Raw genomic sequence first — 24265 nt, 5'->3', positions numbered from 1 at the left:
ACGTCGGTCGGTTCCTTTGCCGTCGTTGACAGAGCGTGACCCGGGTCGACCGAGCCGTCCGTCCCGGACGGGCGTAGGCGTCGATGTCATCCGTCCGGAGTCGTCACCGGCCGACTTCGACCCGGGTCGGCCACAACGGACCGAAAGAGCCGGTCGGCAAGGGATCGGCTATGCGGCCCGGATACCGAACCCGTCGGGTGGATCTTCGTGCCGTTCCCCCGGCGCGGCGGAGATATCGACGACGGCCGGAAGGGACCGGTGTGCACGGAACGCCACATTGGGCTTGTAGACGCTTACGTGGCCCGGCGCCAGACGCAGCCCCGGAATTGCCTCCGCGAGCCGCACGAGCGCGATCCGGGCCTCCAACCGGGCCAGTGCCGCCCCGATGCAGAAATGCGGACCGTAACCGAAGGAGAGATGATCCTTGACGTCGTCCCGGCCCGGATCGAACCGATCCGGACCGGTGAACGTCGCCGGGTCGCGGTTCGCCGCACCGATCAGGAGCAGGCACCGCTGCCCGGCGGGGATGGTGACGCCGCCGATGCTGACCGGCCGCAGGGTGAACCGGAGCCAGCCGTCGATGGCCGGGCCGAACCGCAGCGCCTCCTCCAGGAAGGCCGGCACGGCGGTCGGGTCCTCGGCGATGCGCTGCCAGCGGCCCGGCACCGACAGCGCCTGCTCCAGGCCGTGCGCGAGGAGCCCGGCGGTGGTCTCGTGCCCGGCGACGAGCAGGTTGAACGCCATGGAGGCGACCTCGGCGACGGTGAGCACCTCGTCGTCGCCGTCCCGGTAACGCAGTGCCCGGGAGACGAAGTCGTCGCCGTCGAGGTCACCGGCGGCCCGCCGGTCGACCAGTTCCTGGCAGTAGTGCCAGAAGTCGAGCAGCCCCTGGGCCAGGCGTACCTGCTCGGCGGGGTCGGGCCGCCCCCAGACCAGAGCGATCTGGCCGTCCGCCCACTGCCGGATCCGGGCGGTGTCCCGGTCGGGTACGCCGAGGATGTCCAGCACCACGAGCAGCGGCAGCAGGGCGGTGAACTCTCCGATCAGGTCCACCACCTCGCCCGGGCGGGCGGCGATCCGGTCCACCAGCTCGTCGACCCGGCGCCGCACGATCGGCCCGTACTGGGCGGCGACCCGGGGCGCGGTGTTGGCGAAGGTGGCCCGCAGCGCCCGCCGGGTACGGGTGTGCACCGGCGAGTCGGCCGCGGCGGTCGTCGGCGGCACGTCCAGGCGCATGACGATGGCGAGCGCCTCCGGACACATCTCGTAGACCGGGGCCAACGTGAGGGCGTTGCCGAAACTGTCCGCGTCCCCGAACGCCTGCCGGACGTGTTCGTGACGACTGATCAGCCACATGCCCAGGTCCTGGGCATAGTGCACGCTCTCCGGACGGTCCAGCAGATCCCGCCACACGGCGGCCGGATCGGTCAGATAGGTACCAGTGAACGGGCTGAGTTCCACGGCCGCCTCCTGGCGCACGCTCGGCGCGCTGTCGCTGGGTTTCGATGGCAATAGCTCACCCACGGGGAATGAGTTGCCCGCAACTTCCAACGACATCTGGGAATCTCACGATGCGCTGCGGCAGACGCTAAGTCAAGGTATTGGTTTGTGCCATTGTATTGATGCTTGTGGACGTGCGTCCGAGCTGCCCGGCCGACGGCGACCCAACCCTCCCGTGCAAATTGCGCGATGCACGATGCCGCCTGTAACGCCGACCGGCCGGCGTCACCCCGAGTCACCGCAACCGGCCGGGCCCGACCCGTACATCCCGGTGGCGGAGCCCCGCTTCGAGCAATCGTCAAGACTTGTGGACGAGGGGTCTGGTTAGCGTTGGGTGAGGTGCCGGTGGGTGCGATGAGGGTTAGCCTCGATATGGGCGCCGGGGTGCGGACGTTCCCGTCGGACGATGACTCGCATCCCGGCCGGCCAGCCGGGCAGGTGCAGCAGGCCGGTCAGTTCGGCGACGGCGGCGCCGTCGCGCACACCGCCGTCGGCGTCGATCGCCGCGGTCCAGGCCGAGGCGGGTAGGGCGGTGATGGCGGCGCGTTCGGCCTCGCCGATCGACCAACCGAGGGAGTACTCCACGCGCCGGCCGCGTTTGCTGTCCTGCTCGGTGAGCCAGTCGAGCACGGCGTGGGTGGACGCGGCGGAGTCACCGCGGATGAGCAGACGCCGGCGGTGCGGTGCGGGGACCTGCGCGACCGCTTGGGCGAGTACGTCGAGGTGATCGGCGGCCGTGTTCGCGGCATCGAGATGGTGGAGCCGCTCGGCATCCGTAGCGCCGGGGCGGCCCGGCTGGACGTCGTCGCGATCGGCCTGAAGACGGACCAGGCCGGCAGCGACGTGACCACACTGGTACCTGCCGCGCCCCGCGACGTGATCCTCGCCGCCGCGGAGTCGGTGATCGGCCCGCTCGGCGGCACGGCACTGGCCGGCCATCCGCGTACCGCCCGGACCCGCCGACTGCGCTGGGCCGGCACGGCTGTGCTCGCGCTCGCCGCCGCGGTGGCCCTGCCACATCTGCTGTGGCCGGTGCCGACGTTCTTGAGCACGGTCATCGTCGTCGCGGCAGCCATGCTGGCCGTCGGCGCCGGTTGGCTGGCCGTCAACGCCTACGGCGCCCTCGGGCACACCCTGAACCGGGACCGTCTGGTCACCCGACGGGGCAGCGGCCGTTCCTCCATCGGCCGGACGGGTCACCCGGGCTGCCCTCGGACCATCGCGGTGCGGTGTCAACATCCGAGGACGACCGGCGGCGACAGTGATCCACACCACACCATGGTCCTATTCTCCCTGGTCAGCAGCGACCGTAGATTCCCGGTATGTACGCCACCCCTGCATGGGCACGCGGCGTAACCGCAGCGCCCGGGACGACCCGGCACGGGTCGACCAGGGACCGGACCGAGACCAGGGCCGCCCCAGCTGTCCCCTACTGGTGCCCGTTCCCCTCCGAGATCCATCCGTTTCGCATAGAGATGGAGAAACGCGCGGTCGCCTGGATCGACCGGTTCGGGCTGTACGCCTCGTCTGCCGAGCGGGCAACCCTGCTCGGCAGCGCCAGTGCCGACTTCTACAGCCGGTTCGCCCCACACGCGGACCGTGATGGACTGCTGATCGCCACGCGTTGGGTGTACTGGGGATTCGCCTTCGACGACCGATACTGCGACGCGGGGCCGATGAGCGAGCAGCCTGACGAGTTCGCCAGGCTGGCCGACCGCCTTCAAGAGGTCCTGGAATCGCCGTCGTCGCGGCCCCCGACAGACCCCTTCGGCGCGGCCCTGCACGATATCGCCAGGTCGATGCGTGAACTCGCATCGCCGGCCGTAAACGAACGGTTTTACCGTGCCCACCGCTCGTGGCTGTCCGGCGTGGTCCAGCAGATCGCTCACCGCGCGAACGGCGTCCTACCGGAACTCGACACTTACCTCGAGATGCGGATCCGGGCGGCCGGTGGGTTCCCCACATTCGCACTGCTGGAGGTCGCGAACGGGCTGCCCGACATCCCCGAGGCGGAGATGTCCGCGCCCGCCGTGCGCACCCTCACCGAGCTGGCGAGCATGATCGCGGCCCTGGACAACGACCGGTACTCCCATTCTCGCGAGGTCGATCTCGCCCACACCGACCAGAACATCTACCAGGTCATCCGGGCGGCCACCGGGGACTCGCCGCCGGAGGCGACGCTGCGGGCGGCGAACTTCCGGGACCGGCTGCTAGAGCGCTTCCTCGAGGTACGTCACCAGGTGTTCCCGCCGGCTGGTGAGTCCCTGCGGCGTTACCTCCTCGATCTGGGCCACGGGTTGCGCGGCAACGTCGAATGGGGGCTGCGGGCAGCTCGCTACGCCAGGCCGGCCCCCACCGTCACCGCCCGACCGATGCCACCGGTGCTGCACCGACGCCCGCGACGCTCACCGGAGCCCTCGGTCGACCCGCTCGCCCTGCCACACGTCGCCCGGTGGTGGGATCCGTTGCCCCTGCAAGCTGCGCGCCCGTGACCGCGCGGACGCTGGCGGACGTGCCGACGGTACCCGGGCGGGCGCCGCTGGTCGGGCATGCGCTGGCGATGTGGCGGGATCCGCTCCGGGTGCTGTGTTCGCTCGGCGCGGCCGGACCGGTGGTACGTGTCGACCTCGGCATCCGACCCGCCTACTTTCTCACCGAGCCCGGCGACGTGCACGACCTGCTGGTCACTCACGGCGACAGCATGGCCAAGGGCCGGCTGTTCGAACGAGCCCGGGATTTCGTCGGCAACGGTCTCGCCACCTCCGACGGCCGCCTGCACCGGCGGATGCGTGGGTTGATGCAGCCGGCGTTCGGCCACGCCCGGCTAACCGGCTACGCGGAGATCATGGCCGACACCGTACTCCGGGCCGCGTCGTCCTGGCGGCATGGCGACACGATCGAGTTCGACCGCGAGATGTACGCGCTCACCGTCACCACGGTCTCCCGGGCGATGTTCTCTTCGACCGCCACGGCGCCGGTCGTCGCCGAGGTCCAAGAACTGCTGCCGCTGGTGGCCGACGGCCTGTACGCCCGCACGCTGCTGCCCAAACCGCTGACCAGGGTGCCGCTGCCGGCCAACCGCCGGTTCGACGCGGCGGTCGCCCGACTCCGCGAACTCGTCCGGGTGGTGATCGCCGACCACGAGGCGGTTGGCGCCGACCGGAACGACCTTCTCTCGATCCTGCTGCGGTCGGCGGAGCCGCTCGCACCCGGAGGGATGAGCCGTACGCAGCTCCGCGACGAGGTCATCACCATCATGATGTCCGGCACCGAGACCACGGCGATCACACTGGCGTGGGCGTTTCACGAGTTGGCCCGCTGGCCCGACGTCGCGGCCCGGCTGCACGCCGAGGTCGACACCGTGATCGGGGAACGTCCCGTGTGCCGCGACGACGTCGACCGGCTGCCCTACACCAACCGGTTCCTCAACGAGGTCATGCGGCTGCATGCCGTCCCGGTGATCATGCGCCGCGCCACCGCACCCCTGCACCTCGCCGGGGTGACCTTCCCCAAGGACACCGATCTCTGCTACAGCCCCTATGCGGTGCACCGCGACGCCCGGTTCTTTCCAAGGCCGGAGCGCCTCGATCCCGACCGATGGTCGGAGGAGTCTGATGCTCGGCTTCCGCGGGGTGCCTTCACGCCGTTCGGTGCCGGCCGGCGCAAATGCATCGGATCCAGCTTCGCCTGGAAGGAGTTGGTGATCGCGGTCGCCGCGATAGCAGCCCGCTGGTACCTCGAACCGGCAGGCCCGACGCCTCGTGAGGTGATGTCGGCGTCGATACCACGGCCACACGCACTGCCGATGAGGCTGGTGGACCGTCGGGACACGGCCCTCCCGGCGTAGGGGCCGAACCGCGCCGGGCTCACGGCAGCCACGGCCCGGTCAGCCCGATTCGGCGGTTCGGAACGGATCACGCGAAGCCTTGCGACCGCGGCGGCGGCGGATGCTACCGCCGTACCGACGTTCAGGGCCCGGCCGGCTACCGCCGGGAGGAGATCTGCTGCCCCCCAGCCGTTGCCGTCCGGGTCGCTGAAGAAGACGAATCCGACGTTGTACGATGCGCACCCCGGGTGTCGTGGTCGACGTGGAAGCCGAGCCGGTCGGCGTAGAAGGTCTTGGCCCGGTCCACGTCGGAGACAGGGACCACCACCACTTCCAGGGTCCAGTTCATGGTGAATGCCTCTCCGTGTGTATCGACCGTCCAGAAAGGATCCGGGAGGGGGTCGGCTTCCAGTCGCCACCGCTGCGGCCAACCGCTCCGGCGGGGCTGCCGGCGAGGCGTCATCGGCGTTCGTCAAGCCGCGCTTCCGGGTGCTTTGATTGGTGCCATGGCGAATCCGGTGATCTTGACGGTCGACGACGACCCGGCGGTGTCGCGTGCGGTGGCCCGGGACGTACGGCGGCGCTACGGTGACCGGTACCGGGTGGTCCGCGCCTCCTCCGGCGCCGAGGCGCTGACCGCGCTGCGCGAGATCAAGCTCCGTGGCGACCTGGTGGCGGTGCTGCTCGCAGACTACCGGATGCCGCAGATGAACGGCATCGAGTTCCTCGAAGCGGCGATGGACCTCTTCCCGACCGCCCGCCGGGTGCTGCTGACCGCCTACGCGGACACCAACGCGGCGATCGACGCGATAAACGTCGTCGACCTGGACCACTATCTGCTCAAGCCCTGGCACCCGCCGGAGGAGAAGCTCTATCCGGTGCTGGACAGCCTGCTGGAGGCGTGGGCCGCGACCCCGGAGGCCGCACCGGACGAGGTACGGGTGATCGGCCACCGCTGGTCCGCGCCGTCGTTCGAGGTCCGCGACTTCCTCGCCCGCAACCTGGTGCCGTACCGCTGGCTGCTGGCCGACGAGCCGGAGGGCGGCCGGCTGCTCTCCGCCGCCGGAGCCGACCCGGCCGACGTGCCGGTGGTGATCACCGCCGACGGCAGCGCGCTGGTGAAGCCGACCGAGGCGGAGCTGGCCGACCGGTGCGGGCTCTTCACCACCCCGGCCGCCGACTTCTACGACCTGGTGGTGGTCGGCGGCGGCCCGGCCGGGCTCGGCGCGGCCGTCTACGGCGCCTCCGAGGGACTGCGCACCGTACTCGTCGAGCGGCAGGCGACCGGCGGCCAGGCGGGACAGAGCAGCCGGATCGAGAACTACCTCGGCTTCCCGGACGGCGTCTCCGGTTCGCAGCTCGCCGACCGGGCCCGCCGGCAGGCGTTGAAGTTCGGCGCCGAGCTGCTGACCGCCCGGGACGTGGTCGGGCTGGAGGCGGCCGGCACCACCCGGCTGCTCCGGTTCAGCGACGGCAGCTCGATCGCCGCGCACACGGTGGTACTGGCGACCGGCGTGTCCTACCGGCAGCTCACCGCGCCCGGCCTGGCCGACCTGACCGGCCGGGGCGTCTTCTACGGCTCGGCCTCGACCGAGGCGGCGAACTGCGTCGGGCAGGACGTCTACATCGTCGGCGGGGCCAACTCGGCGGGGCAGGCGGCGGTCTACTTCGCCCGGCACGCCCGCCGGGTGCACCTGCTGGTACGCGGACCCGACCTGCACCGCTCGATGTCGCACTACCTGATCGAGCAGATCGAACGGGTCGACAACATCGAGGTGCACCCGCGCTCCGAGGTGGTCGGCGGGGAGGGCGACGACCACCTGGAGCAGCTCACCATCTGCGACAACCGGCTCGGTCAGCGGCGCACCGTCAAGGCCTCCTGGCTCTTCGTCTTCATCGGCGCCGAGCCGCGCACCGACTGGCTGGCCGAGGTGGTGGCCCGGGACGCCCGGGGGTACGTGCTGACCGGGCTGGACCTGAGCAGCGACGGCCGGCGACCGGCGGGCTGGCCGCTGCCCCGCGACCCGTACCCGCTGGAGTCGAGCCTGCCCGGCGTCTTCGCGGCCGGCGACGTACGGGCCGACTCGATCAAGCGGGTCGCCTCGGCCGTCGGCGAGGGTGCCATGGTGGTCTCGCTGGCCCACCAATACCTGGCGGCGCAGTGAGACTGCTCTGCGCCGGAGATGGTTCACGGACACGGATCGGGTGACACGATGACCGGATCGGACGAGCGGCTGGCGATCGGGGAACTGCGTACGCTGTTCCTGTTCGAGGCGCTGGACGAGGAGAAACTCGGCTACATCCACGAGCACGGCCGGGTGCAACGGCTGCCGGCCGGAGCCGACGTCTACGTCGAGGGCGCCGAGGCGGAGTGCTTCTTCGTGCTGCTCGACGGGACGGTCTCGCTGACCCGGCTGGTGCAGGGCGACCGGGTGGAGATCATCCGCACCGAGCAGCGCGGCGCGTACGCCGGGGCGACCCAGCCGTACCTGGACGAGGCCCGGGTGCGCACGTACCCGAACGGGATGCGGGCGGTCACCGACGCGACGTTCTTCGTGCTGCCGGCCGAGGTGATCGGCACGGCCATGCGCCGCTGGTTCCCGATGGCGATGCACCTGCTGGACGGGCTCTTCCTCGGCATGCGGACCACCCAGACCGTGGTGGGCGAGCGGGAGCGGCTGCTGGCCCTCGGTTCGCTCTCGGCCGGGCTGACCCACGAGCTGAACAACCCGGCCGCCGCCGCCGTCCGGGCCACCTCGGTGCTGCGGGACCGGGTCGCCGGGATGCGGCACAAGCTGGCCATGATCGCCGACGGGCGGTTGGACGGCGAGCGGCTGCAACGGCTTGTCGAACTCCAGGAGAAGGCGGTCAAGCTGGCCGCCACCGCACCCGCGCTCTCCCCGCTGGAGACCAGCGACGCGGAGGACGCCCTGGCCGACTGGCTGGACGAGCACGACGTGACGGCCGGCTGGGACATCGCCCCGACGCTCACCGCCGGCGGCGTCGACGTGGCCTGGCTGGAGCAGGTGAGCGCGGCGGTACGCGCCGACGACCTGGAGCCGGCGATCCGCTGGCTCACCTACACTGTCGAGACCGAGCTGCTGCTCGGCGAGATCGACGACGCGCTCAGCCGGATCACCGGGCTGGTCGGCGCGGCGAAGCAGTACTCGCAACTGGATCGGGCACCGCACCGGACGGTCGACGTGCACGACCTGCTCGACGCGACGCTGGCGATGTTCAACTCCAAGCTGAAGCCCGGTGTCCGGGTGGTGAAGGAGTACGACCGCGCTCTGCCGCCGATCCCGGTCTACGCCGCCGAACTCAACCAGGTGTGGACGAACCTGGTCGACAACGCGCTCTACGCGATCGGCGCGGAGGGGGTGCTGACCGTACGCACCGGGCGGGACGACGACCGGATCGTGGTGGAGGTCGTCGACACCGGACCGGGCATCCCGGCCGACGTCCGGTCGCGGATCTTCGAGCCGTTCTTCACCACCAAGCCGATCGGCGACGGGACCGGGCTGGGGCTGGACATCTCGTACCGGATCGTGGTCAACAAGCACCACGGGGACATCCGGGTGGAGTCCGAGCCGGGGCGTACCGTCTTCCGGGTCTGCCTGCCGATCTCCGGGCCGGCGCCCGGCGCCGCCGAGACCGCCCTGTCCTGATCCGGATGCCCCCTCGCCGCCCCGGCGGGCGGGGTCGGTCAGCTCGTCGAGCGGAGCCGGCGGCCGGAGCCGTCCGCCCGCATCGCCGCGACCAGGTCCTCCCGGGCCCGGGCCACCCGGGACCGGATGGTGCCGACCGGGCAGTCGCAGACCTCGGCCGCCTCGGCGTAGCTGAGCCCGGCGACCTGGGTGGCGACGAACGCCTCCCGGCGGTCCGGTGGCAGGTCGGCCAGCAGCCGGGTCAGTTCCACGGCGCCCTCGAAGCCGCTGCTCTCCCGGGCCAGCTCGGCATCGGCGGCGAGCTGCCAGTCCGGCAGCGAGGCGACCCGGGGACGCCGCATGGCCGTCCGGACGTGGTCGACGCAGGCCCGCCGGGCGATCGAGAGCAGCCACGTCTTCGCCGACGACCTGGCCGCGAAGCGGGGCAGCGCGCGCATGGCCCGCAGGTAGGTCTCCTGGGCCAGGTCCTCCGCCTCACCGGCGCCGACCAGGTGGGAGACGAACCGCTGCACGTCGTGCTGGGTCGCCCGGATGAAGGCCGCTGCCGCCGATCGGTCGCCGGCCTTCGCGGCCAGCGCCAACCTGGTGATCTCGTCGCTGTCGACGCCGGGGGGAGGCATGCCCCAAAGCTACCCGTACCGGCCTCCACCGCGAATACCCCCGGTGGGCATACGATCGCCTTACGGGTCGATCATGGCCGCTGTCGACCGGCTCCGGTCACCCGAACGGGGAGATCGGCGGCGCAATGCTTACCCCCGAGGGAACCGACGGGACGCCGGGTCCGACTATGGATATGTGCGGTGCGAAGAGTCTCGAGAAGCCCTGTCGGCCCGACTGGACGGCGAGGACCACCCGGCCGAGCGGGCCGGCGTGGACCGCCACCTCGCCGGCTGCGCGAAATGCCGGAGCTGGCTGGAGAGCGCGACGGCGCTGAACAGGCTGGCCCGGACCAGCGTGGTGGGGCCACCGGCGGAGATCGACGACCGGATCCTCGCGGCCGTTCCCGGGCCGGGCCTGCTGGCCCGGCTGGCCGGTCCGCTGCGGATCGCGCTCGGGGTGGTGGGCGTGGCCCAGTTCCTGCTCGGTGCCGCCCAGATCGCCGGCATCGGCTCGACCGGCCATCCGCACGGCCTGGAGGTCGTCCTCGGCGGCGGCCCGGACCACCTGTGGCACGAGTCGGCCGCCTGGAACGTCGCGCTCGGTGCCGGATTTGCCTGGATCGCGCTGCGCCGCACCCGGCCGCTGGGGCTGGTGCCCACGCTCACCGCCTTCGTCGCTGTGCTGAGCCTGCTCTCGGTGAACGACGCGATCGCCGGCCGGGTCGATCCGTTCCGGATCCTCAGCCACGGGCTGATCCTGGCGGGCTATCTGATCATTCTCGGTCTGTCCCGGCCGGCGATCGAGTCGGGTGAGCCGCCGACCCGGCACGGCCAGCGGACCGGCTCGGGGTGGCGGGCGACCTTCGAGGAGGAGCCGGCGCCTGCGCCGGCGCCACGCCTGCGACTGGTCCGGGCCCGGCCCGGGACGGCCCAGGCGCACAGCGACCACCGGGCGGCCTGACCGCGCCTCCCGACCTCGACAGCCCTCCCTTCCAGCGGTTTCTCATGGCTTCCTCCTGATCATGACGCGGTGGACACCGGCGACTTCTACGGCGCGGGGCACAACGAGATGCTGCTCGGCCGCGCGCTGCGCGAACGCGAGCGCGACCAGGTCGCGATCAGTGTCAAGTTCGGCGCGCTCCGCGACCCGGACGGCGGCTGGCACGGCACCGACGGCCGCCCCGAAGCGGTACGGAACTTCCTCGCGTACACCCTGCGCCGGCTCGACACCGACTACGTGGACGTGTACCGGCTCAGCCGGCTCGACCCCGCGGTGCCGATCGAGGAGACCGTCGGCGCGGTCGCCGAGCAGGTGGCCGCCGGCCGGGTACGCCACATCGGCCTCTCCGAGGTCGGCGCGGCGACGATCCGCCGGGCCCAGGCCGTACACCCGATCGCCGACCTACAGATCGAGCTGGCTGGACCGGGTGCACGCGGGCCTGCCGGCGGTGAGCGCCAGCACGGCGCCGGCCCCTGAGCGGCTGCGATCCTGGCTGCACACGCTGCACGGGGCGAAGCGCGGAACGGCGCTCGACGACCCGGAACTCTTCGCCACCTACGTCGTGCTGGTCGGCGAGGCCAGTACGGTGATCGCCGCGTCGCTGGACGGAATGGTCGGGCAGCTCTCCCGGATCATCGCGGACGGGGTCGCCGACGGCGGCTTCGCCGTGCCGGACGTGCCACGGGCCGCCCGGGCGGTGCTGCACGCGACCGCCCGGTTCCACGATCCGGCCCACCGCGCCCACTGGGCCGAGCCGGACATCGGGGAACAGCTCGACGCTGTCTGCGACCTGCTGCTCGACGGCCTCCGGCCGCGCTGAACCGCCGCCCGGCCCGGCACCTTCCTGGTCCGGCACCCGTGGGGCCGAGCCCTTCCCGAGCCGGCACCTGCCGAGCCGGCACCGCCGGCCCGGCGCCCGAACACCTCTCGCGCATACTGTCGAGCTGCCCCGTCCATGCGCCCACCACGGGCAGGCCCGCGGACCGCGCACTCGTTCCCGGTCATCCGAACAGCGCATTGACTTTGTTAGTTAACTTTCCTAATGTTTCAGCAACTCAGCGACGTCGATCCCGATCCGCTTCGCCCGGTGCCGGCGCCGGAGTTTCCGCTGCCGCCGCACCGGCGCTGCGGCGACCCCACCCCCAGGTCGAATCGGGCCGCTGAGGCGTCTGCGACAGAAGGGAACGTGGATGTCACCCACCATGAGCGCCGAACGGGTACCCCCGGCGGAACGCCGCCCCCGCGTCCGGTCCAGGTTGTTCACCGGTGCGCTCGCACTCGCCACCGCCGCCACCGGGACGGCCGTCGCGCTCGCGCCGCTCTCCCCCGCCGAAGCCGTCGTACTGCCCAACAACTTCAAGAGCGTCGGCTATGCCGAGCTGGGCCGGCGACGTCAACGCCATCCAGTACGACAAGCTGACCCACGTCAACTACGCGTTCGTACTGCCGAACGCCAACGGCACGCTGCGGGCGGTGGAGAACCCGAGCAAGCTCTCCGCGCTGGTGTCGCGGGCGCACAGCAGCAACGTCAAGGTGTCGATCGCGATCGGCGGCTGGAACAACGGGGACGACTCGGCCTTCGAGGCGCTGGCCGGCAACGCCGCCAGCCGGACCACCTTCGTGAACAACGTGGTCAGCTTCGTGACGCAGTACAACCTGGACGGTGTCGACATGGACTGGGAGTACCCGGACCCCGGCACCTCGGCGAACAACTTCACCGCGCTGATGCAGCAACTCAGCGGCCAGCTCCGCAGCCGGGGCAAGCTGCTCACCGCCGCCGTGGTCTCCGAGGGCGGGAGTGTCAACGGCGTGCAGCCGGCCGTCTTCGGCTACGTCGACTGGCTGAACATCATGGCGTACGACGGCGGCAGCCCGCACGCCAACTACGACTGGTCGATAAACGCGGTGAACGGCTGGAAGGCGCGCGGCCTGCCGGCCGGCAAGGCGGTGCTCGGCGTACCCTTCTACAGCCGGCCCGGCTACTACACCTACTCGGCGCTTGTCGCGATGGACCCGGCCAACGCCAACCGGGACTGCACCACGGCCGGCGGCGCACAGCAGTGCTACAACGGCATCCCGACGGTGAAGCGCAAGACCCAGTGGGCGATGGCCAACGCCGGCGGCATGATGAACTGGGAGTTGTCCCAGGACACCAACAACTCGACCTCGCTGGTCAGCGCAATCTACGACACGGTGACCGCTGGCGGCACCCCGCCGCCGAGCGGCCGGACCGGCCAGATCACCGGCATCGCCGGCAAGTGCGTCGACGTCGCGGCGGCCTCCACCGCGAACGGGGCGGCGATCCAGCTCTACACCTGCAACGGCAGCAACGCCCAGCGCTGGACGGTCGGCACCGACGGCACGCTGCGCGCACTCGGCAAGTGCGCCGACATCACCGCCGCCTCGACCGCGAACGGCGCCAAGGTGCAGCTCTACGACTGCAACGGCACCGGCGCGCAGGTCTGGCAGGCGCAGAGCAACGGGACCCTGCGCAACCCCACCTCGAACAAGTGCCTGGACGCCACCGACAACAGCTCGGTCGACGGCACCCGGCTACAGATCTGGGACTGCTTCGGCGGCGCCAACCAGGTCTGGCGACTCCCGGCCTGATCCCGGGCACCGCATCCGGCCCGGTCGCCACAAGCGGCCGGGCCGGATGGCATCCGGCTGGCGCTGGTCCGGCTCGGGCACTCGGAGCGTCCGGTCAGGGTAGTCGGGCGAAGCGGCGAGCCCGTGGTCAGCGCGTCGGCAGGCTCCGGACGAAACCGCGCCACGCCGCCGGCTCGAACACCAGCGCCGGGCCCTGCCGGTCCTTGCTGTCCCGCACCCCGACCACCCCGGGCAGGTTGCGCGCCACCTCCACGCAGTTGCCACCGTTGTTGCCGCTGCGGGTGCTCTTGCGCCAGAGGGCGCCGGTCAGCTCCATGACGTCGCTACCTTCTTGATCAGCTCTAGTGACTGGTCGACCGGGAGCGCGTAGCCCCGGATCCGCTCCCACCTGCCGACGAGGGTAGCAATCTCGTCGGCACCGTCGACAATTCGCGCGGCGAGCTGGTTGTCCGCGTGCCCCGCCCGCCGGTTCTCCGGCAGGTCGGCCAGGGTGAAGGGTCCGCCGTAGCCGGGATACATTCCGGCCCGGGTCGGCACCACCTGGAGCTGCACGTTGGGCAACTGCGCGCAGGCGACGATCCGGGCCAGCTGCTCGGCCATCATCGGCCGGGCCTCCTCGGCGCCCCGCTCGATCACCGCCTGGTCGAGGACGGCGATGATCATCGGCGGGCGTTCCCTGGTGAGGATGGCCTGCCGGTCCAGCCGGGCGGCGACGAGCTGGTCCACCTCGTGCGGGGTGAGCCGCTCGCCGGCCAGGGTGGCGCGGGCGTACGCCTCGGTCTGTAGCAGGCCGGGCACGTAGGCGGTTTCGAACCAGCGGAGCGCGAGGGCGCGGCGTTCGATCTCCAGCCAGTCGCGGAACCAGGCCGGTGCGGTGCCGTCGCGGACCAGCTCCTCCCACATCTCGACGAGCAGCCCGCCCGCGCCGAGTTCGGCGTCGACCGCCCGCAGGTAGTCGGGCTTGAGCGGCTTGCTGCCGGTCTCGACCGCACTCACGTGCGTGTCGGAGAAATGCAACCGTTCTCCGAGTGCCGTCTGGGTCAGGCCGGCGGACACCCGACGGCGGCGCAATTCGTGGAGCAAGAATTCCAATGGTGACATTCCCACGATTCCCCCAGGATCCCCGATCGGAGCGCGCGGTTCCCGGCAGGTTGCCGGCCGCACCCCGATTCATCGACGCGCCTACCGAGGGTAGGGCCTGGTCGTCCAGGGTGGAAGGAGGGCGCACCCGTCCGGATCCGCAAAGGCGAAAGTAAATTGAAAGGACGGGCGGGTGTTGCCGACGGGGGCGGTGTCGGGGGGTAATGGAAGTTCCACCGCACCGCCCCCGTCTCCAATTCTGGCGACAGGAGACGACGTGAAAAGATCACAACGGATCAGAGCCCGGCATCGGCGGGACTGGCGGCGGCTGTGGCAGTACTGCCGCTGCGGCTACCGCTGGCGCTGCCCCGACTCGCCGGAACTGGTGCCGATGCCGTACGCGCCGACGGTGCCGCCGCTGGACCGCGCGGCGTACCAGGAACCGGTCCGGGCGTCGACGGTGGCGCTGGTGGTGGTACCGCCGGTCCCGGGCCGGACGGCCAACCAGCGGCCGGCGGCGCGAACCTCGGGCCGGAACAGCTGGCCGGCGGCGGGGACGGCGGCCGGGCGGACGCGGCATGCCGGACGCGTCCCGAGCTGAGCCCGCGCCGCCCGGCGCCGACGACGGGCGGCGTCCGACACCCGCGAACGGTACGCCGGCAGGCCCTTCCGGGCCGGAGCGGTACGTGACGTTGCGCCCGTACGGCGGATTCCGGGCGCACACCCACACCCGGCCGCTGTTCCGGTGCCGGGCCTGCGGAGCGCTCTGGCCGTGCGGGCGGGCCCGGCTGGTGCTGATCGCCATGTACCGCGGCAACCCGGCCGGGCTGCGCGAGCACCTGACCGCCCGGCTCGCCCTCGCGCTGGCCGACCAGCCGGACGCCGACCCGGCGGCGCTGACCGCCCGATTCCTCGGCTGGATACCGCCAGACCGTTGAGGCGCGCGCGGATACCGAGAGACGGATGATCGTGTGGATCTCGACGGTCCGTCGACCCTCGCGGATCCCGACGGTCCGTCGACCCTCGCGGATTCCGACGATCCGGTGACCGCGTGACGGACGACGACCCACCTGCCCCGGGATCGCTGCCCGGGGCAGGTGGGTCGGGTCGAGACGCCAGCGGTCGCGATCGACACGGGCCGAACGGGGGCGGTCGGCCCGGTGCGGCGCCTCAGGGGGCGGTCAGCGGGCGACGCAGCTCGGCGTGAGACCGGCCGCGCTGCCGGTGCCCTGGAAGCCGAACTCCGTCGACTGCCCGGCGGCGATCCGTCCGTTGTAGCTCACGTTCGTGAAGTCGACGGCTCCACTGCTGCCACTGCGCTGGGTGTTCCAGGCGTTGGTGATCGTCGTACCGGACGGCAGGGTGGCGCTGACGGTCCACCCGGTGGTGCCGGCGGAGCCGGCGGTGACCCGGACCGTGGCGACGAAACCGCCGGTCCAGGAGTTGAGCGAGGCCGTGGCGGTGCAGCCGGCCGGCGGGTTCGTGGGCGGGTTGGTCGGGCCGGTGGTCGGCGGCGTGCTGGGAGTGACGGTCGGGGTTGGGGTTGGGGTCGGGGTGGTGCCGTCGGTGAGGCTGCCGGGCACCGCTTGCAGGGCGTTGTACCAGGTCGTGGCCATCTTGCTGTAGCCGGTCGCGTTCGGGTGCACCCCGTCGGCCAGGTCGGCGGCGGTGAGCGCGTTGTACATGTTGACCAGGTAGACCGGCCGTCCGGCGTTCGCCCGGGTCTGCACGATCTGCGGGATCGCGGCGTTGAAGCTGCGCACCTGGGCGTCGGTACTCGCCGAGCCGGCCGGGACGATCGTCGCCACGAAGATCTTCGTCTCCGGTGCGGTGGCGGTGATCCGGTCGATCAGCGCGGCCAGCCGGTTCGGAGCGTTCGGCAGGTCCCGGTTCTGGAAGATGTCGTTGGTGCCGATGTGCAGCAGGATGGTGCGCGGCTGGAACGTGTTGAGCCAGCCGACGATGTTGGCGTCGAGCTGGTCGATCCGCCAGCCGGAGTGGCCCTCGTGGTTGCGGTCGCCGAGACTGGCCGGCCCGTTGGTCAGCGAGCCGACGAAGTCGACGCTGTAGCCGCCGGCCACCACCTTCTGCCACAGGTCGACCCGGTAACCGCCGGGCACGTTGAAGCCGTCGGTGATCGAGTCGCCGAGCGGCATTACCCGGACGGCGGCCGCCGCCTCCACCCGGTGTCCGGTGTGCAGCAGAACGGCCACGGTCGCCAGTACGGCCGCCAGCAGCGCCCCGGCACACCGCCGCATGGTCGTCGACATGGGCCACCCACCTTCCTGCACATCCACATGTATCTATCGGTTCCATTGAATGTCCCGGTTTCGGTCCTCGGGCGACCGTGGGCGAGACCGAGCGGCGAACGCGCCGTCAGCTGCGCCGAGCGGGCCAGCGGCCGTCATCGACGTAGTCAACCGAGGCGGAAGTCGACCACCCGGATCGGCGAGGGCGTGCTGCCGGTGGAGGCACGCTGGTAGAGGATGGACAGAACGTTGTCACTCTCCACCCGGGTCCGGTCCACGATCACCTCGCCGAAGGCGTTCAGCCCGGCGCCGTCGAAGCGGAGCGTCCAGTCCGTGTAGCCGCTCGCCCGGCTGGCGGCGACGATCCGGCCGTACGGCAGCACGACGTAGGCGTTGTCGGCGGCGTCCAGCACGATCTGGGACCGGCCGGTCGCGTTCAACGGCACCGGAAGCTCGACCTTGCGCCACCCGCCCGACGAGTTGCGGAACAGGTGGAAGGCGCGGCCGTTGGCCCGGCGCGCCGAGGCGTACGAGGTTACGCAGGAGGTGAACCGGCCGGGTACGTAACTGATCACGACGTGCGGGTAGCCGGTCGAGTCGACGTCCTGGCTCTCCTGGTTGATCAGCCCGTAGTTCGGCGGTAGCGGGTCGACCACCAGCCCCGGACTGGAGATCGAGACCAGGTTGCCCGAGTTGGTGGCGCCGACCAGCGTCCCGGCGTTGTCGCGCCAGGTCCGGCCCTGGTCGTCACTGTGCACGTAGCCGGTGTCGTGGTTGGTCAGCCCGCCGCTGTTGCAGGTGACCGCCGAGTTTCCCTCCCGCCAGGTGAACGCGGCGTGCAGCCGGCCGCCGGGACCGTAGGTGAGGCCGTGCAGGTACATGTTCCGGGTGGTGCTGGTGGCGCCGTTCGCGCTGTACGAGCCGGTCGCCGACGACCATCGGCCGAGCCGGCGCCAGGTGGAGCCGTCGTACTCGGCGAGTTCGTTCGTGCCGTTGCCCGAGCGCCCGGTCCGGTAACTGAGCTGGAGCCGGTTGCCGGGGGCGGTCCGGAACTGCGGGTACGTGATCGCGCCCAGCCCGACGGAGTCCAGGCTGCGCTGCACCGCGCCGAACCGGCCCGCCTCCCAGCTCCGCGACCAGGGGGCGGAGACCAACCCGGCCTCGGATTTGACGTAGTGGATCTCGCTGTCGTGGGTGTCCATCGCGACGTGCAGCCGACCGTCGCCCGGCGAGATGCCGAGCGCGATCGAGTTGTGCGAGTCGTCGACGCTCAACCGGTGCGGCAACCGGAGGAGCTGCCACGGCCCGGACGGCAGTTGCCGGCGGGCCAGTACGGCGTCCCGGGTCGAGGTGTACCAGGCGGCGTACTGGTGGCCGGCGTGGCTGACGATGCCGTCGCCGTAGGAGTTGTTGTTGACCAGGCCGTCGTAGGAGACGAAGTAGAGCGCGGCGGAGTCGAGCTGGGTGTCGCCGAGCCGGGTCACCCCGGGCGCCGCCGCGACCGCCCGGCCGGGTTGCACCACCATCCCGGCGAGTACGCCGAGGACCAGGGAGGCCGCCAACGCGGCCCGGCGGGACGACGGGACGGGCATGAGTTCTCTCCCTCGCGGCACGGGCGCTCCCGGCGTTCTCCCGGACTGAGCAGGCTGGGCGGATTCAAGTTACATCCACAGCTGTCAATCTGAAAGCCGCCGCGGGTCGTCCCACCGCAGGGGCGTCGCCGTCAGGGGCTACCCACCGAACTCTCCCGGCGGGCCGAGCTCTCCCGGCGGGCCGAGGTCTCCGCGCGGACCACGAAGCGGATCGACCTGGCCTCGGTGATGCAGGCGCGCAGCGGCGCCGCGAGTTCCCGGTGCCCCGGGCTGCGTTCCCACGCCTCGAAGTCGGCAAGCGACGCCCACTCGCTGGTGATCACCCACTGCTCGGGATCGCCCGACGCCTGGCAGACCTGGTCCACCAGGTGCCCCGGCACCCCCTCGGCGACCTCGTAACGGATCTGCTCGTACGCCTTCAGGAAGTCCTCGGTGCGCTCGCGTGGCACCCTGATCAGGAACAGCACCCTGGCCTTCGACATCCGGTCCTCCTCTGCACTCCCCCGGCCTACGCCGGAACCCCCGGCCTACGCCGGGGCGCGCCGCACCACCACGGCGCTGTTGAAACCGTCGAACCCGCGCGCCCCGACCAGCGCCACGTCCACCCGGCGCGGCCCGGAGTCCCGGACGAAGTCCAGCTCGCAGCCGGGCGCCGGGCGGTCCGGACCGGCCGTCGGCGGCAGCATCCCGTGCCGGATGCCGAGCAGCGCGGTCGCCACGTCCAGCGCCGAACCGCCCTGGTGCGCCCGCCCGGTCAGCGGCTTCTGCGTGGTCACCGGGGGCGGGCCCGCCCCGAACACCGCCCGCAGCGCCTCGGCCTCGGTACGGTCGTAGCGGGGCACGCCGAGCGCGTCCGGGAAGACCACGTCGACCTCGGCCGGATCGACCCCGGCCCGGTCCAGGGCAAGCCGCATCGCCCGGGCGTACTGCACCGGGTCCCCGGCGGCGAGCCGGCCGGTGTGCCGGGCGTCGTGACTGGCCCCCCAGCCGGCCACCTCGGCATAGCCGCGAACCCCCCGGGCGCGGGCGTGCGCCAGGTCCTCCACCACAAAGACCGCCCCACCCTCGGCCGGTACGTAGCCACTGGCCGCCACGTCGAACGGCCGGTACGCCGACGCCGGCTCCGGACAGCTGCTCAGCAGGCCACCGCGCAGCTGGCAGGTGAGCGCGTACGGGCTCAGCGGGCACTCGGTGCCGCCGGCCAGCACCACCGGAGTACCGCGCCGGATCATCCGTACCGCGTGCGCCAGGCTGTCCAGCCCACCGGCGGACTCGGCGGCCAACACCCCGCACGGCCCCTTGAACTGGTGCCGGATCGAAAGCTGGCCCACACTCGCCGCATAGAACCAGGCGATCGACTGGTACACCCCGACGGTCCGGGCCGGGCCACGCCAGAGCCGTTGCAGTTCCCGCTGACCGAAGAGGTTGCCGCCGGAGGAACTGGCCAGGGTCACCGCGTACCCGTAGGGATCCTCCGCCGTCTCCGGCAGGCCGGCGTCGACGAGAGCGAGCCGGGCCGCCGCGAAGCCGAGATGCGTCCACCTGTCGGTCTGCACCAGCTGCCGGTTGTCGGCGTAGTGCAGCGCGTCGAAGCCGGCCACCTCACCGGCCAGCCGGCAGGGATAGCGCTCGGGGTCGAAGAGGGTGATCCGGCCGATCCGGTTCTCCCCGGCCAGCACACACTTCCAGTGCGCCTCCGCGCCGATCCCGCTCGGCGCGACCACGCCGATCCCGGTGATCACCGCCCGACGCCGAGGCTCGTCCGCGACACCGCCGGCCGGCGTAGCGGTGCCGTCCGCCGCGCCGGTCACCGGTTCGGCCCACCGAACCGGGTGAAGACCATGGCCGACTGGAAGCCACCGAAGCCGCTGCCGACCGAGAGCGCCACCCGCACCGGCAGCTCCCGGGCGGTGTTCGGCGTGTAGTCCAGGTCGCACTCGGCGTCCCGGTTGGCCCAGTTGGCGGTCGGCGGCACCACACCGTGCTCGATGGCCAGCGCGCAGGCCGCCATCTCGATCGCCCCGATCGCGCCGAGCGAGTGCCCGACCATGGACTTGATCGAGCTGATCGGCACCTGGTACGCCGCCGCGCCGAGAGCCCGCTTGAAGGCGGCCGTCTCGTGCCGGTCGTTCTGCCGGGTGCCCGAGCCGTGCGCGCTGACGTACGACACGTCCGACGGGTCACACCGGGCCTGCGCCATCGCGTCGTCGATGGCCAACGCCATCTCCACCCCGTCGGGGCGCAGGCCGGTCATGTGGTAGCCGTTGCTCCGGTTGGCGTATCCGGCGGCCTCACAGTAGACCCGCGCACCGCGCCGCCGGGCGTGTGCCGCCTCCTCCAGGACGAGTACGGCGGCCCCCTCGGCGAGTACGAAGCCGTGCCGGTCCCGGTCGAACGGCCGGGAGGCGTGCGCCGGATCGTCGTTGTCCGGAGTCGTCGCCTTGATCGCGTCGAACGAGGCGACGGTGACCGGGGAGATCGGGCTGTCCGAGGCGCCGGCCAGCACCACGTCCGCCTCGTCGTCGGCGATGAGCTGCTGACCGTAGCCGATCGCGTCGATGCCCGAGGTGCAGCCGGTGGAGACCACCTGGGCCGGGCCGTGCAGCCCGTGCCGGCACGCGACGTCGGCGGCGAGACTGCTCGGCATCAACGCCTGGTAGAGGAACGGACCCGCCCGGTCCGGGTCCACCAGCCAGTCCGCACCGGAGTCGCTCACCTGCACGTACTCCCGTTCCAGCAGCATGGTGCCGCCCACCGCCGAGCCGAGCACCACTCCGGTGCGCTCCCGCGTCGGATCGGTCAACTCCAGACCACTGTCCGCGAGTGCCTCGATCGACGCGGCCAGCGCGAACTGGACGTACCGGTCGGCGCGCTGACGCTCGGCGACGCCGAGGCCGGCGCGGACCGGGTCGAAGTCGCACTCGGCGGCCACCTGGGACCGGAACGGCGACGGGTCGAAGAAGCTGATCCGGCGGGTCGCGGTACGACCGGCGGTGATGGTCGCCCAGAACTCGTCCCGGGTGGCGCCGCCGGGCGCGACCACCCCGATCCCGGTCACCACGCTGCGGCGCCGGCTCACGGCCCGGCCTCCGGTCCGCCCGCCACGACCGCCGCCGCCTGCGCCCGGTCCGCGCTGTCCGTGCGGTGTGCGCCGCCCGGCCGGTCCGGGCGGGACGCTTCGGCGGCCCGGTGCGCGCCAGGGGATTCCAGCTCGGACGGCTCGGTGTCGACGTGCCCGAGTTCCGGGCGCGGGGCCAGCGGACCTAGCTGGAAAATCACCTCGGCGGGCACGTCGGCCACGTTGCGCAGCCGGTGCCGCACGTTCACGGCCACGTACAGCGCCTCCCCGGTCCCGACCGGCACCGGCTCGTCGTTCAGGTCCACCACGATCGCGCCCCGCGCGACGTAGAGGAACTCCTCGCTGTACGGGTGGTAGTGCTCGGCGATCCGCTCGCCGGGAGCCAGGTTCGCCACCCCCATGAAACCCGACCCGCTGCCGACGGTGCGCGGACCGAGCAGTACCCGGATCTCGGCACCGCGACGGCGGTCCGGAGCGATGTCGCGGGCGGCCACCAACCGGCGGCCCGGCTCACTCATCGTCGGCCCCGGCGGTCCCGGCTACCGCTGCCTGCGCCTGCGTCTGCGTCTGCGACGGGGTCGGCGTCGGCGTCGGCGTCAGCACCGGCGCCGGGACCGCGGCCTGCGCCGGTACCTGTGTCGGGTCCGTCGCCGCCGGTTCGGCGGCGATCCGCTCGATCTTGTCCCGGATGATGTCCAGCTGGATCCGGCTGTTCGCGTTGATCCGGTCGGTCATCTGGGCGGTGGTCACCGGCGCCGTCGGTCGCATCTCGAAGTCCTGGGTCCAGGTCATCCGGGTACCGCCCGGCACCTCGGCATAGCGCCAGTGGATCCGCATGTACTCGAACGGCCCGGTCTCCACCCGATGCGCCCGCACCTCGCGCCGCACCGGATCGGCGGTGCGTTCGCTGACCCAACTCCAGGTGACCCCGTTCTCGTCGGGATACATGGTCAGCCGGAACCGTACGGTGTCGCCGCCGCGCTCGATGATCTCGACCGACTGGTACTCGGTGAACAGCCCGGTCCAGCCCGCGACGTCGTTCGTCACGTCCCAGACCAGCGGCAACGGGGCGGCGATCAGCACGCTGTTCTCGGTGTGACCCGGTCGGCCCGGCCCACTGGCGGAGGCGGCGGCGACCGGCTCCCCGTGCCGGGCGACCAGCTCGGCTATCTCCGCGATGCTGAGTCGCCCCGCCTCCTCCGGAAGCTGGACCCGGTAGCGGTCCGCCACCACCGCCTGTAGTTCGAGCAGCGCCAGCGAGTCCATGCCGAGTTCCTCCAGGGAGGCGTCCGGCGCGGCGTCCGCGGCGGCGGCGTCCAGTCCGCAGTGCCGGACCAGGATCGCGGTGATCTCCGACGCCGTCGCCGGTGACGGAACCGGCTCCCGCTGGATGGGTCCGGTCAACGCCGGATCCTCGTGCCTGACGGTCATCTGGTCCTCCTCGAATGGTTGGCGGTAGTGGGTGGGCCACCCGGCGACGCAGCCATTGCCGCCGTCGGGACGGCCGATATGGCCGGACTAGCCGGACTCGCCACGGCGGCCGGAACGGGCGCAGTGCCCGGCGCGGTCGGCGCGGGCGGAGCGGTCGGCGCGGCCGGCGCGGCCGGCGCGGCCGGCGCGGCCGGAGCGGCCGGAGCGGCCGGAGCGGCCGGAGCGGCCGGAGCGGCCGGAGCGGTCGGCGCGGGCGGGGTGTCGGCGGCGCGGAGCAGCCGGTCGACCAGGCCGGTCGAGTACCGTCCCTTGCGGAACCCGGCGTCGTCGAGGACCCGGCGCAGGAACGGGATCGTGGTCCGCACCCCCGGCCCGTCCACGTCGAACTCGTGCAGCGCCCGCTCCATCCGGCCGAGCGCCAGATCCCGGTCGGGCGCCCAGACCACCACCTTGGCCAGCAGCGAGTCGTAGTACGGGCCCACCAGGTAGCCGGGATAGCCGTGCGTGTCGACCCTGGTGAACGGCCCGCCCGGCGGGGAGAACCGGCTCAGCCGACCGGGGGTCGGCGCGAACCCCCGGTCGGGGTCCTCGACGTTGACCCGGCACTCCACCGCGACACCCGCGATCCGGACGTCCGCCTGGCGCAACCGCAGCGGTACCCCGGCCGCGATGTGCAACTGCTCGTGCACGAGATCCACACCGGTGATCATCTCGGTGACCGGATGCTCGACCTGGATCCGGCAGTTGACCTCCATGAAGGAGAACCGTTCGGCCTCGTCGACCAGGAACTCGAAGGTCGCCGCCCCGGTGTAGCCGGCCCGCAGCGCACCACGCAGCGCGGCCTTGGCGAGCGCGTCGAGGGTACCGACCGACAGCCCGGGTGCCGGTCCCTCCTCGACCAGCTTCTGGTGCCGCCGCTGCACCGAGCAGTCCCGGGTGCCCAGGTGGACGCCGTTGCCGTACCCGTCGCAGAGCAGCTGCACCTCGACGTGCCGCGCCTGCACGAGGTACCGCTCCAGGTAGACCCGGTCGTCGCCGAAGACGGCCTGGGCGGCGATCCTGGTCCGCTCGTACGCCGGCCCGAGTTCGTCGGCCGAGCGGACCACCGTCATCCCGCGCCCGCCGCCACCGGCCGCACACTTGATGATCACGGGATATCCGATCTCGTCGGCGATCTCCCGTGCCCTGGCCGCCGTACCGACGGTGGCCAGGCTGCCGGCCGGCAACGGCAGGCCGGCGTCCCGCATCAGCGACCGGGCCCGTGCCTTGTCGCCGAGCGCGGCCATCACCTCCGGCGACGGGCCGATGAAGACGAGACCGTTGTCGGCACAGATCTCGGCGAAGTCGGCATCCTCGGCGAGGAATCCATAACCCGGGTGTACGGCCTGCGCCCCGGTCCGCCGGGCCGCCTCGACGATCGCGGCGGCGTTGCGGTAGCTCTGCCGGCTCTCCGGCGGCCCGATGCAGACCGCCTCGTCGGCCAGCCGGACGACGGCCGAGTCCCGGTCCGCGACCGAGTACACCGCCACGGTCCGTACGCCCAGCTCCCGGCAGGCCCGGGCCACCCGGAGCGCGATCTCGCCACGATTGGCGATCAGGATCTTCTCGAACACCGCCGCACCGTCCTGGAA

General features: G+C 72.0%; 20 protein-coding genes and 4 pseudogenes. 10 read left to right on the top strand and 14 right to left on the bottom strand.

Translation table 11 applies throughout. The features are described from left to right. Positions 1 to 168: 168 nt before the first annotated feature. Positions 169 to 1461, bottom strand: a complete 1293-nt coding sequence (locus O7626_RS13020; protein WP_278061428.1) for a cytochrome P450 — start codon at positions 1459 to 1461, stop codon at positions 169 to 171. Positions 1462 to 1824: 363 nt separating this feature from the next. Then, complete coding sequence (locus O7626_RS13015) at positions 1825 to 2439, bottom strand: transposase (protein ID WP_278066141.1); 615 nt, start codon at positions 2437 to 2439, stop codon at positions 1825 to 1827. 536 nt (positions 2440 to 2975) lie between these two features. Here O7626_RS13015 and O7626_RS13010 point away from each other — a divergent pair. Next, complete coding sequence (locus O7626_RS13010) at positions 2976 to 3992, top strand: hypothetical protein (protein ID WP_278061427.1); 1017 nt, start codon at positions 2976 to 2978, stop codon at positions 3990 to 3992. Next, a complete protein-coding gene (locus O7626_RS13005; protein ID WP_278061426.1) occupies positions 3989 to 5347 on the top strand; it encodes a cytochrome P450 in 1359 nt (452 codons plus the stop codon). The genes O7626_RS13010 and O7626_RS13005 overlap by 4 nt, the downstream gene beginning before the upstream one ends. A 220-nt stretch (positions 5348 to 5567) precedes the next feature. Here the strand turns inward: O7626_RS13005 and O7626_RS13000 are convergent. Further along, positions 5568 to 5675 (bottom strand): annotated as a pseudogene (locus O7626_RS13000) (VOC family protein); the annotation flags it as partial. Between the two features lie 157 nt (positions 5676 to 5832). Between O7626_RS13000 and O7626_RS12995 the strand changes: the two are divergent. Both O7626_RS12995 and O7626_RS12990 read left to right on the top strand, forming a co-directional pair. Next, positions 5833 to 7491: an FAD-dependent oxidoreductase gene (locus tag O7626_RS12995; RefSeq protein ID WP_278061425.1), complete on the top strand. Its 1659-nt coding sequence runs from the start codon at positions 5833 to 5835 to the stop codon at positions 7489 to 7491. A 48-nt stretch (positions 7492 to 7539) separates the two neighbouring features. Continuing rightward, positions 7540 to 8994, top strand: a complete 1455-nt coding sequence (locus tag O7626_RS12990) for an ATP-binding protein (RefSeq protein ID WP_278061424.1) — start codon at positions 7540 to 7542, stop codon at positions 8992 to 8994. Between the two features lie 38 nt (positions 8995 to 9032). On the opposite strand, the gene O7626_RS12985 is transcribed toward O7626_RS12990, so the two are convergent. After that, positions 9033 to 9614, bottom strand: a complete 582-nt coding sequence (locus O7626_RS12985) for a sigma-70 family RNA polymerase sigma factor (RefSeq protein WP_278061423.1) — start codon at positions 9612 to 9614, stop codon at positions 9033 to 9035. 175 nt (positions 9615 to 9789) lie between these two features. On the opposite strand from O7626_RS12985, the gene O7626_RS12980 reads away from it, so the two are divergent. The 4 genes from O7626_RS12980 to O7626_RS12965 all read left to right on the top strand — a co-directional run bounded on the left by O7626_RS12980 (position 9790) and on the right by O7626_RS12965 (position 13203). Next, a complete protein-coding gene (locus O7626_RS12980) occupies positions 9790 to 10554 on the top strand; it encodes a zf-HC2 domain-containing protein (RefSeq protein WP_278061422.1) in 765 nt (254 codons plus the stop codon). A 69-nt stretch (positions 10555 to 10623) separates the two neighbouring features. Then, the gene (locus O7626_RS12975) at positions 10624 to 11070 is read left to right on the top strand and encodes an aldo/keto reductase (RefSeq protein ID WP_278061421.1); all 447 of its coding nucleotides are present in this window, start codon (positions 10624 to 10626) and stop codon (positions 11068 to 11070) included. After that, on the top strand, positions 11042 to 11413 hold the full coding sequence (locus tag O7626_RS12970; RefSeq protein WP_278061420.1) for a hypothetical protein: 372 nt from the start codon (positions 11042 to 11044) through the stop codon (positions 11411 to 11413). Before O7626_RS12975 ends, O7626_RS12970 begins: the two co-directional genes overlap by 29 nt. A gap of 551 nt (positions 11414 to 11964) precedes the next feature. Further along, on the top strand, positions 11965 to 13203 hold the full coding sequence (locus O7626_RS12965; protein WP_278061419.1) for a glycosyl hydrolase family 18 protein: 1239 nt from the start codon (positions 11965 to 11967) through the stop codon (positions 13201 to 13203). 127 nt (positions 13204 to 13330) lie between these two features. Here O7626_RS12965 and O7626_RS12960 read toward each other — a convergent pair whose 3' ends face one another. Together O7626_RS12960 and O7626_RS12955 are read right to left on the bottom strand one after the other, a co-directional pair. Next, on the bottom strand, positions 13331 to 13519 hold the full coding sequence (locus tag O7626_RS12960) for a DUF397 domain-containing protein (RefSeq protein WP_278061418.1): 189 nt from the start codon (positions 13517 to 13519) through the stop codon (positions 13331 to 13333). Then, positions 13510 to 14304, bottom strand: coding sequence for a helix-turn-helix transcriptional regulator (locus O7626_RS12955; RefSeq protein ID WP_278061417.1), 795 nt, complete (start codon positions 14302 to 14304; stop codon positions 13510 to 13512). Before O7626_RS12955 ends, O7626_RS12960 begins: the two co-directional genes overlap by 10 nt. 256 nt (positions 14305 to 14560) lie before the next feature. Here O7626_RS12955 and O7626_RS12950 point away from each other — a divergent pair, with 256 nt between their 5' ends. Next, on the top strand, positions 14561 to 14884 hold the full coding sequence (locus O7626_RS12950; protein ID WP_278061416.1) for a hypothetical protein: 324 nt from the start codon (positions 14561 to 14563) through the stop codon (positions 14882 to 14884). An 85-nt stretch (positions 14885 to 14969) separates the two neighbouring features. Then, positions 14970 to 15221, top strand: a complete 252-nt coding sequence (locus O7626_RS12945) for a hypothetical protein (RefSeq protein WP_278061415.1) — start codon at positions 14970 to 14972, stop codon at positions 15219 to 15221. A 243-nt stretch (positions 15222 to 15464) separates the two neighbouring features. On the opposite strand, the gene O7626_RS12940 is transcribed toward O7626_RS12945, so the two are convergent. The 8 genes and pseudogenes from O7626_RS12940 to O7626_RS12905 form a co-directional block, all read right to left on the bottom strand. Then, positions 15465 to 16553 (bottom strand): GDSL-type esterase/lipase family protein, encoded by a 1089-nt coding sequence (locus O7626_RS12940; protein WP_278061414.1) that lies wholly within the window; start codon positions 16551 to 16553, stop codon positions 15465 to 15467. Between the two features lie 146 nt (positions 16554 to 16699). Next, positions 16700 to 18124, bottom strand: coding sequence for a BNR repeat-containing protein (locus tag O7626_RS12935; RefSeq protein ID WP_278061413.1), 1425 nt, complete (start codon positions 18122 to 18124; stop codon positions 16700 to 16702). A 131-nt stretch (positions 18125 to 18255) separates the two neighbouring features. After that, positions 18256 to 18606, bottom strand: a complete 351-nt coding sequence (locus tag O7626_RS12930) for an antibiotic biosynthesis monooxygenase family protein (protein WP_278061412.1) — start codon at positions 18604 to 18606, stop codon at positions 18256 to 18258. 45 nt (positions 18607 to 18651) lie between these two features. Next, entirely contained in the window at positions 18652 to 19866 is a 1215-nt protein-coding gene (locus O7626_RS12925) for a beta-ketoacyl synthase N-terminal-like domain-containing protein (RefSeq protein WP_278066140.1), read from the bottom strand. Between the two features lie 65 nt (positions 19867 to 19931). After that, entirely contained in the window at positions 19932 to 21203 is a 1272-nt protein-coding gene (locus O7626_RS12920) for a beta-ketoacyl-[acyl-carrier-protein] synthase family protein (RefSeq protein WP_278061411.1), read from the bottom strand. 140 nt (positions 21204 to 21343) lie between these two features. Further along, positions 21344 to 21721 (bottom strand): annotated as a pseudogene (locus O7626_RS12915) (cupin domain-containing protein); the annotation flags it as partial. A gap of 139 nt (positions 21722 to 21860) precedes the next feature. Continuing rightward, a pseudogene (locus O7626_RS12910) lies at positions 21861 to 22595 on the bottom strand (SRPBCC family protein); the annotation flags it as partial. A gap of 293 nt (positions 22596 to 22888) precedes the next feature. Beyond that, positions 22889 to 24247: pseudogene (locus tag O7626_RS12905) on the bottom strand (acetyl-CoA carboxylase biotin carboxylase subunit); the annotation flags it as partial. Positions 24248 to 24265: the final 18 nt, after the last annotated feature.

Source organism: Micromonospora sp. WMMD1102, from assembly GCF_029626265.1.
Taxonomy (GTDB): domain Bacteria; phylum Actinomycetota; class Actinomycetes; order Mycobacteriales; family Micromonosporaceae; genus Plantactinospora.
The sequence above is the reverse complement of the archived record's forward strand: the minus strand, read 5'-3'. Positions and strand labels throughout refer to the sequence as shown.

Bases quoted from the DNA above. Each gene is read 5' to 3' on its own strand.
- O7626_RS13010 (WP_278061427.1), top strand. From the start codon at position 2,976: ATGGAGAAACGCGCGGTCGCCTGGATCGACCGGTTCGGGCTGTACGCC.
- O7626_RS12955 (WP_278061417.1), bottom strand. From the start codon at position 14,304: ATGTCACCATTGGAATTCTTGCTCCACGAATTGCGCCGCCGTCGGGTG.
- O7626_RS12935 (WP_278061413.1), bottom strand. From the start codon at position 18,124: ATGCCCGTCCCGTCGTCCCGCCGGGCCGCGTTGGCGGCCTCCCTGGTC.
- O7626_RS13015 (WP_278066141.1), bottom strand. From the start codon at position 2,439: ATGGCCGGCCAGTGCCGTGCCGCCGAGCGGGCCGATCACCGACTCCGC.
- O7626_RS12990 (WP_278061424.1), top strand. From the start codon at position 7,540: ATGACCGGATCGGACGAGCGGCTGGCGATCGGGGAACTGCGTACGCTG.
- O7626_RS12985 (WP_278061423.1), bottom strand. From the start codon at position 9,614: ATGCCTCCCCCCGGCGTCGACAGCGACGAGATCACCAGGTTGGCGCTG.
- O7626_RS12960 (WP_278061418.1), bottom strand. From the start codon at position 13,519: ATGGAGCTGACCGGCGCCCTCTGGCGCAAGAGCACCCGCAGCGGCAAC.
- O7626_RS12965 (WP_278061419.1), top strand. From the start codon at position 11,965: ATGCCGAGCTGGGCCGGCGACGTCAACGCCATCCAGTACGACAAGCTG.
- O7626_RS12930 (WP_278061412.1), bottom strand. From the start codon at position 18,606: ATGTCGAAGGCCAGGGTGCTGTTCCTGATCAGGGTGCCACGCGAGCGC.
- O7626_RS12995 (WP_278061425.1), top strand. From the start codon at position 5,833: ATGGCGAATCCGGTGATCTTGACGGTCGACGACGACCCGGCGGTGTCG.
- O7626_RS12940 (WP_278061414.1), bottom strand. From the start codon at position 16,553: ATGTCGACGACCATGCGGCGGTGTGCCGGGGCGCTGCTGGCGGCCGTA.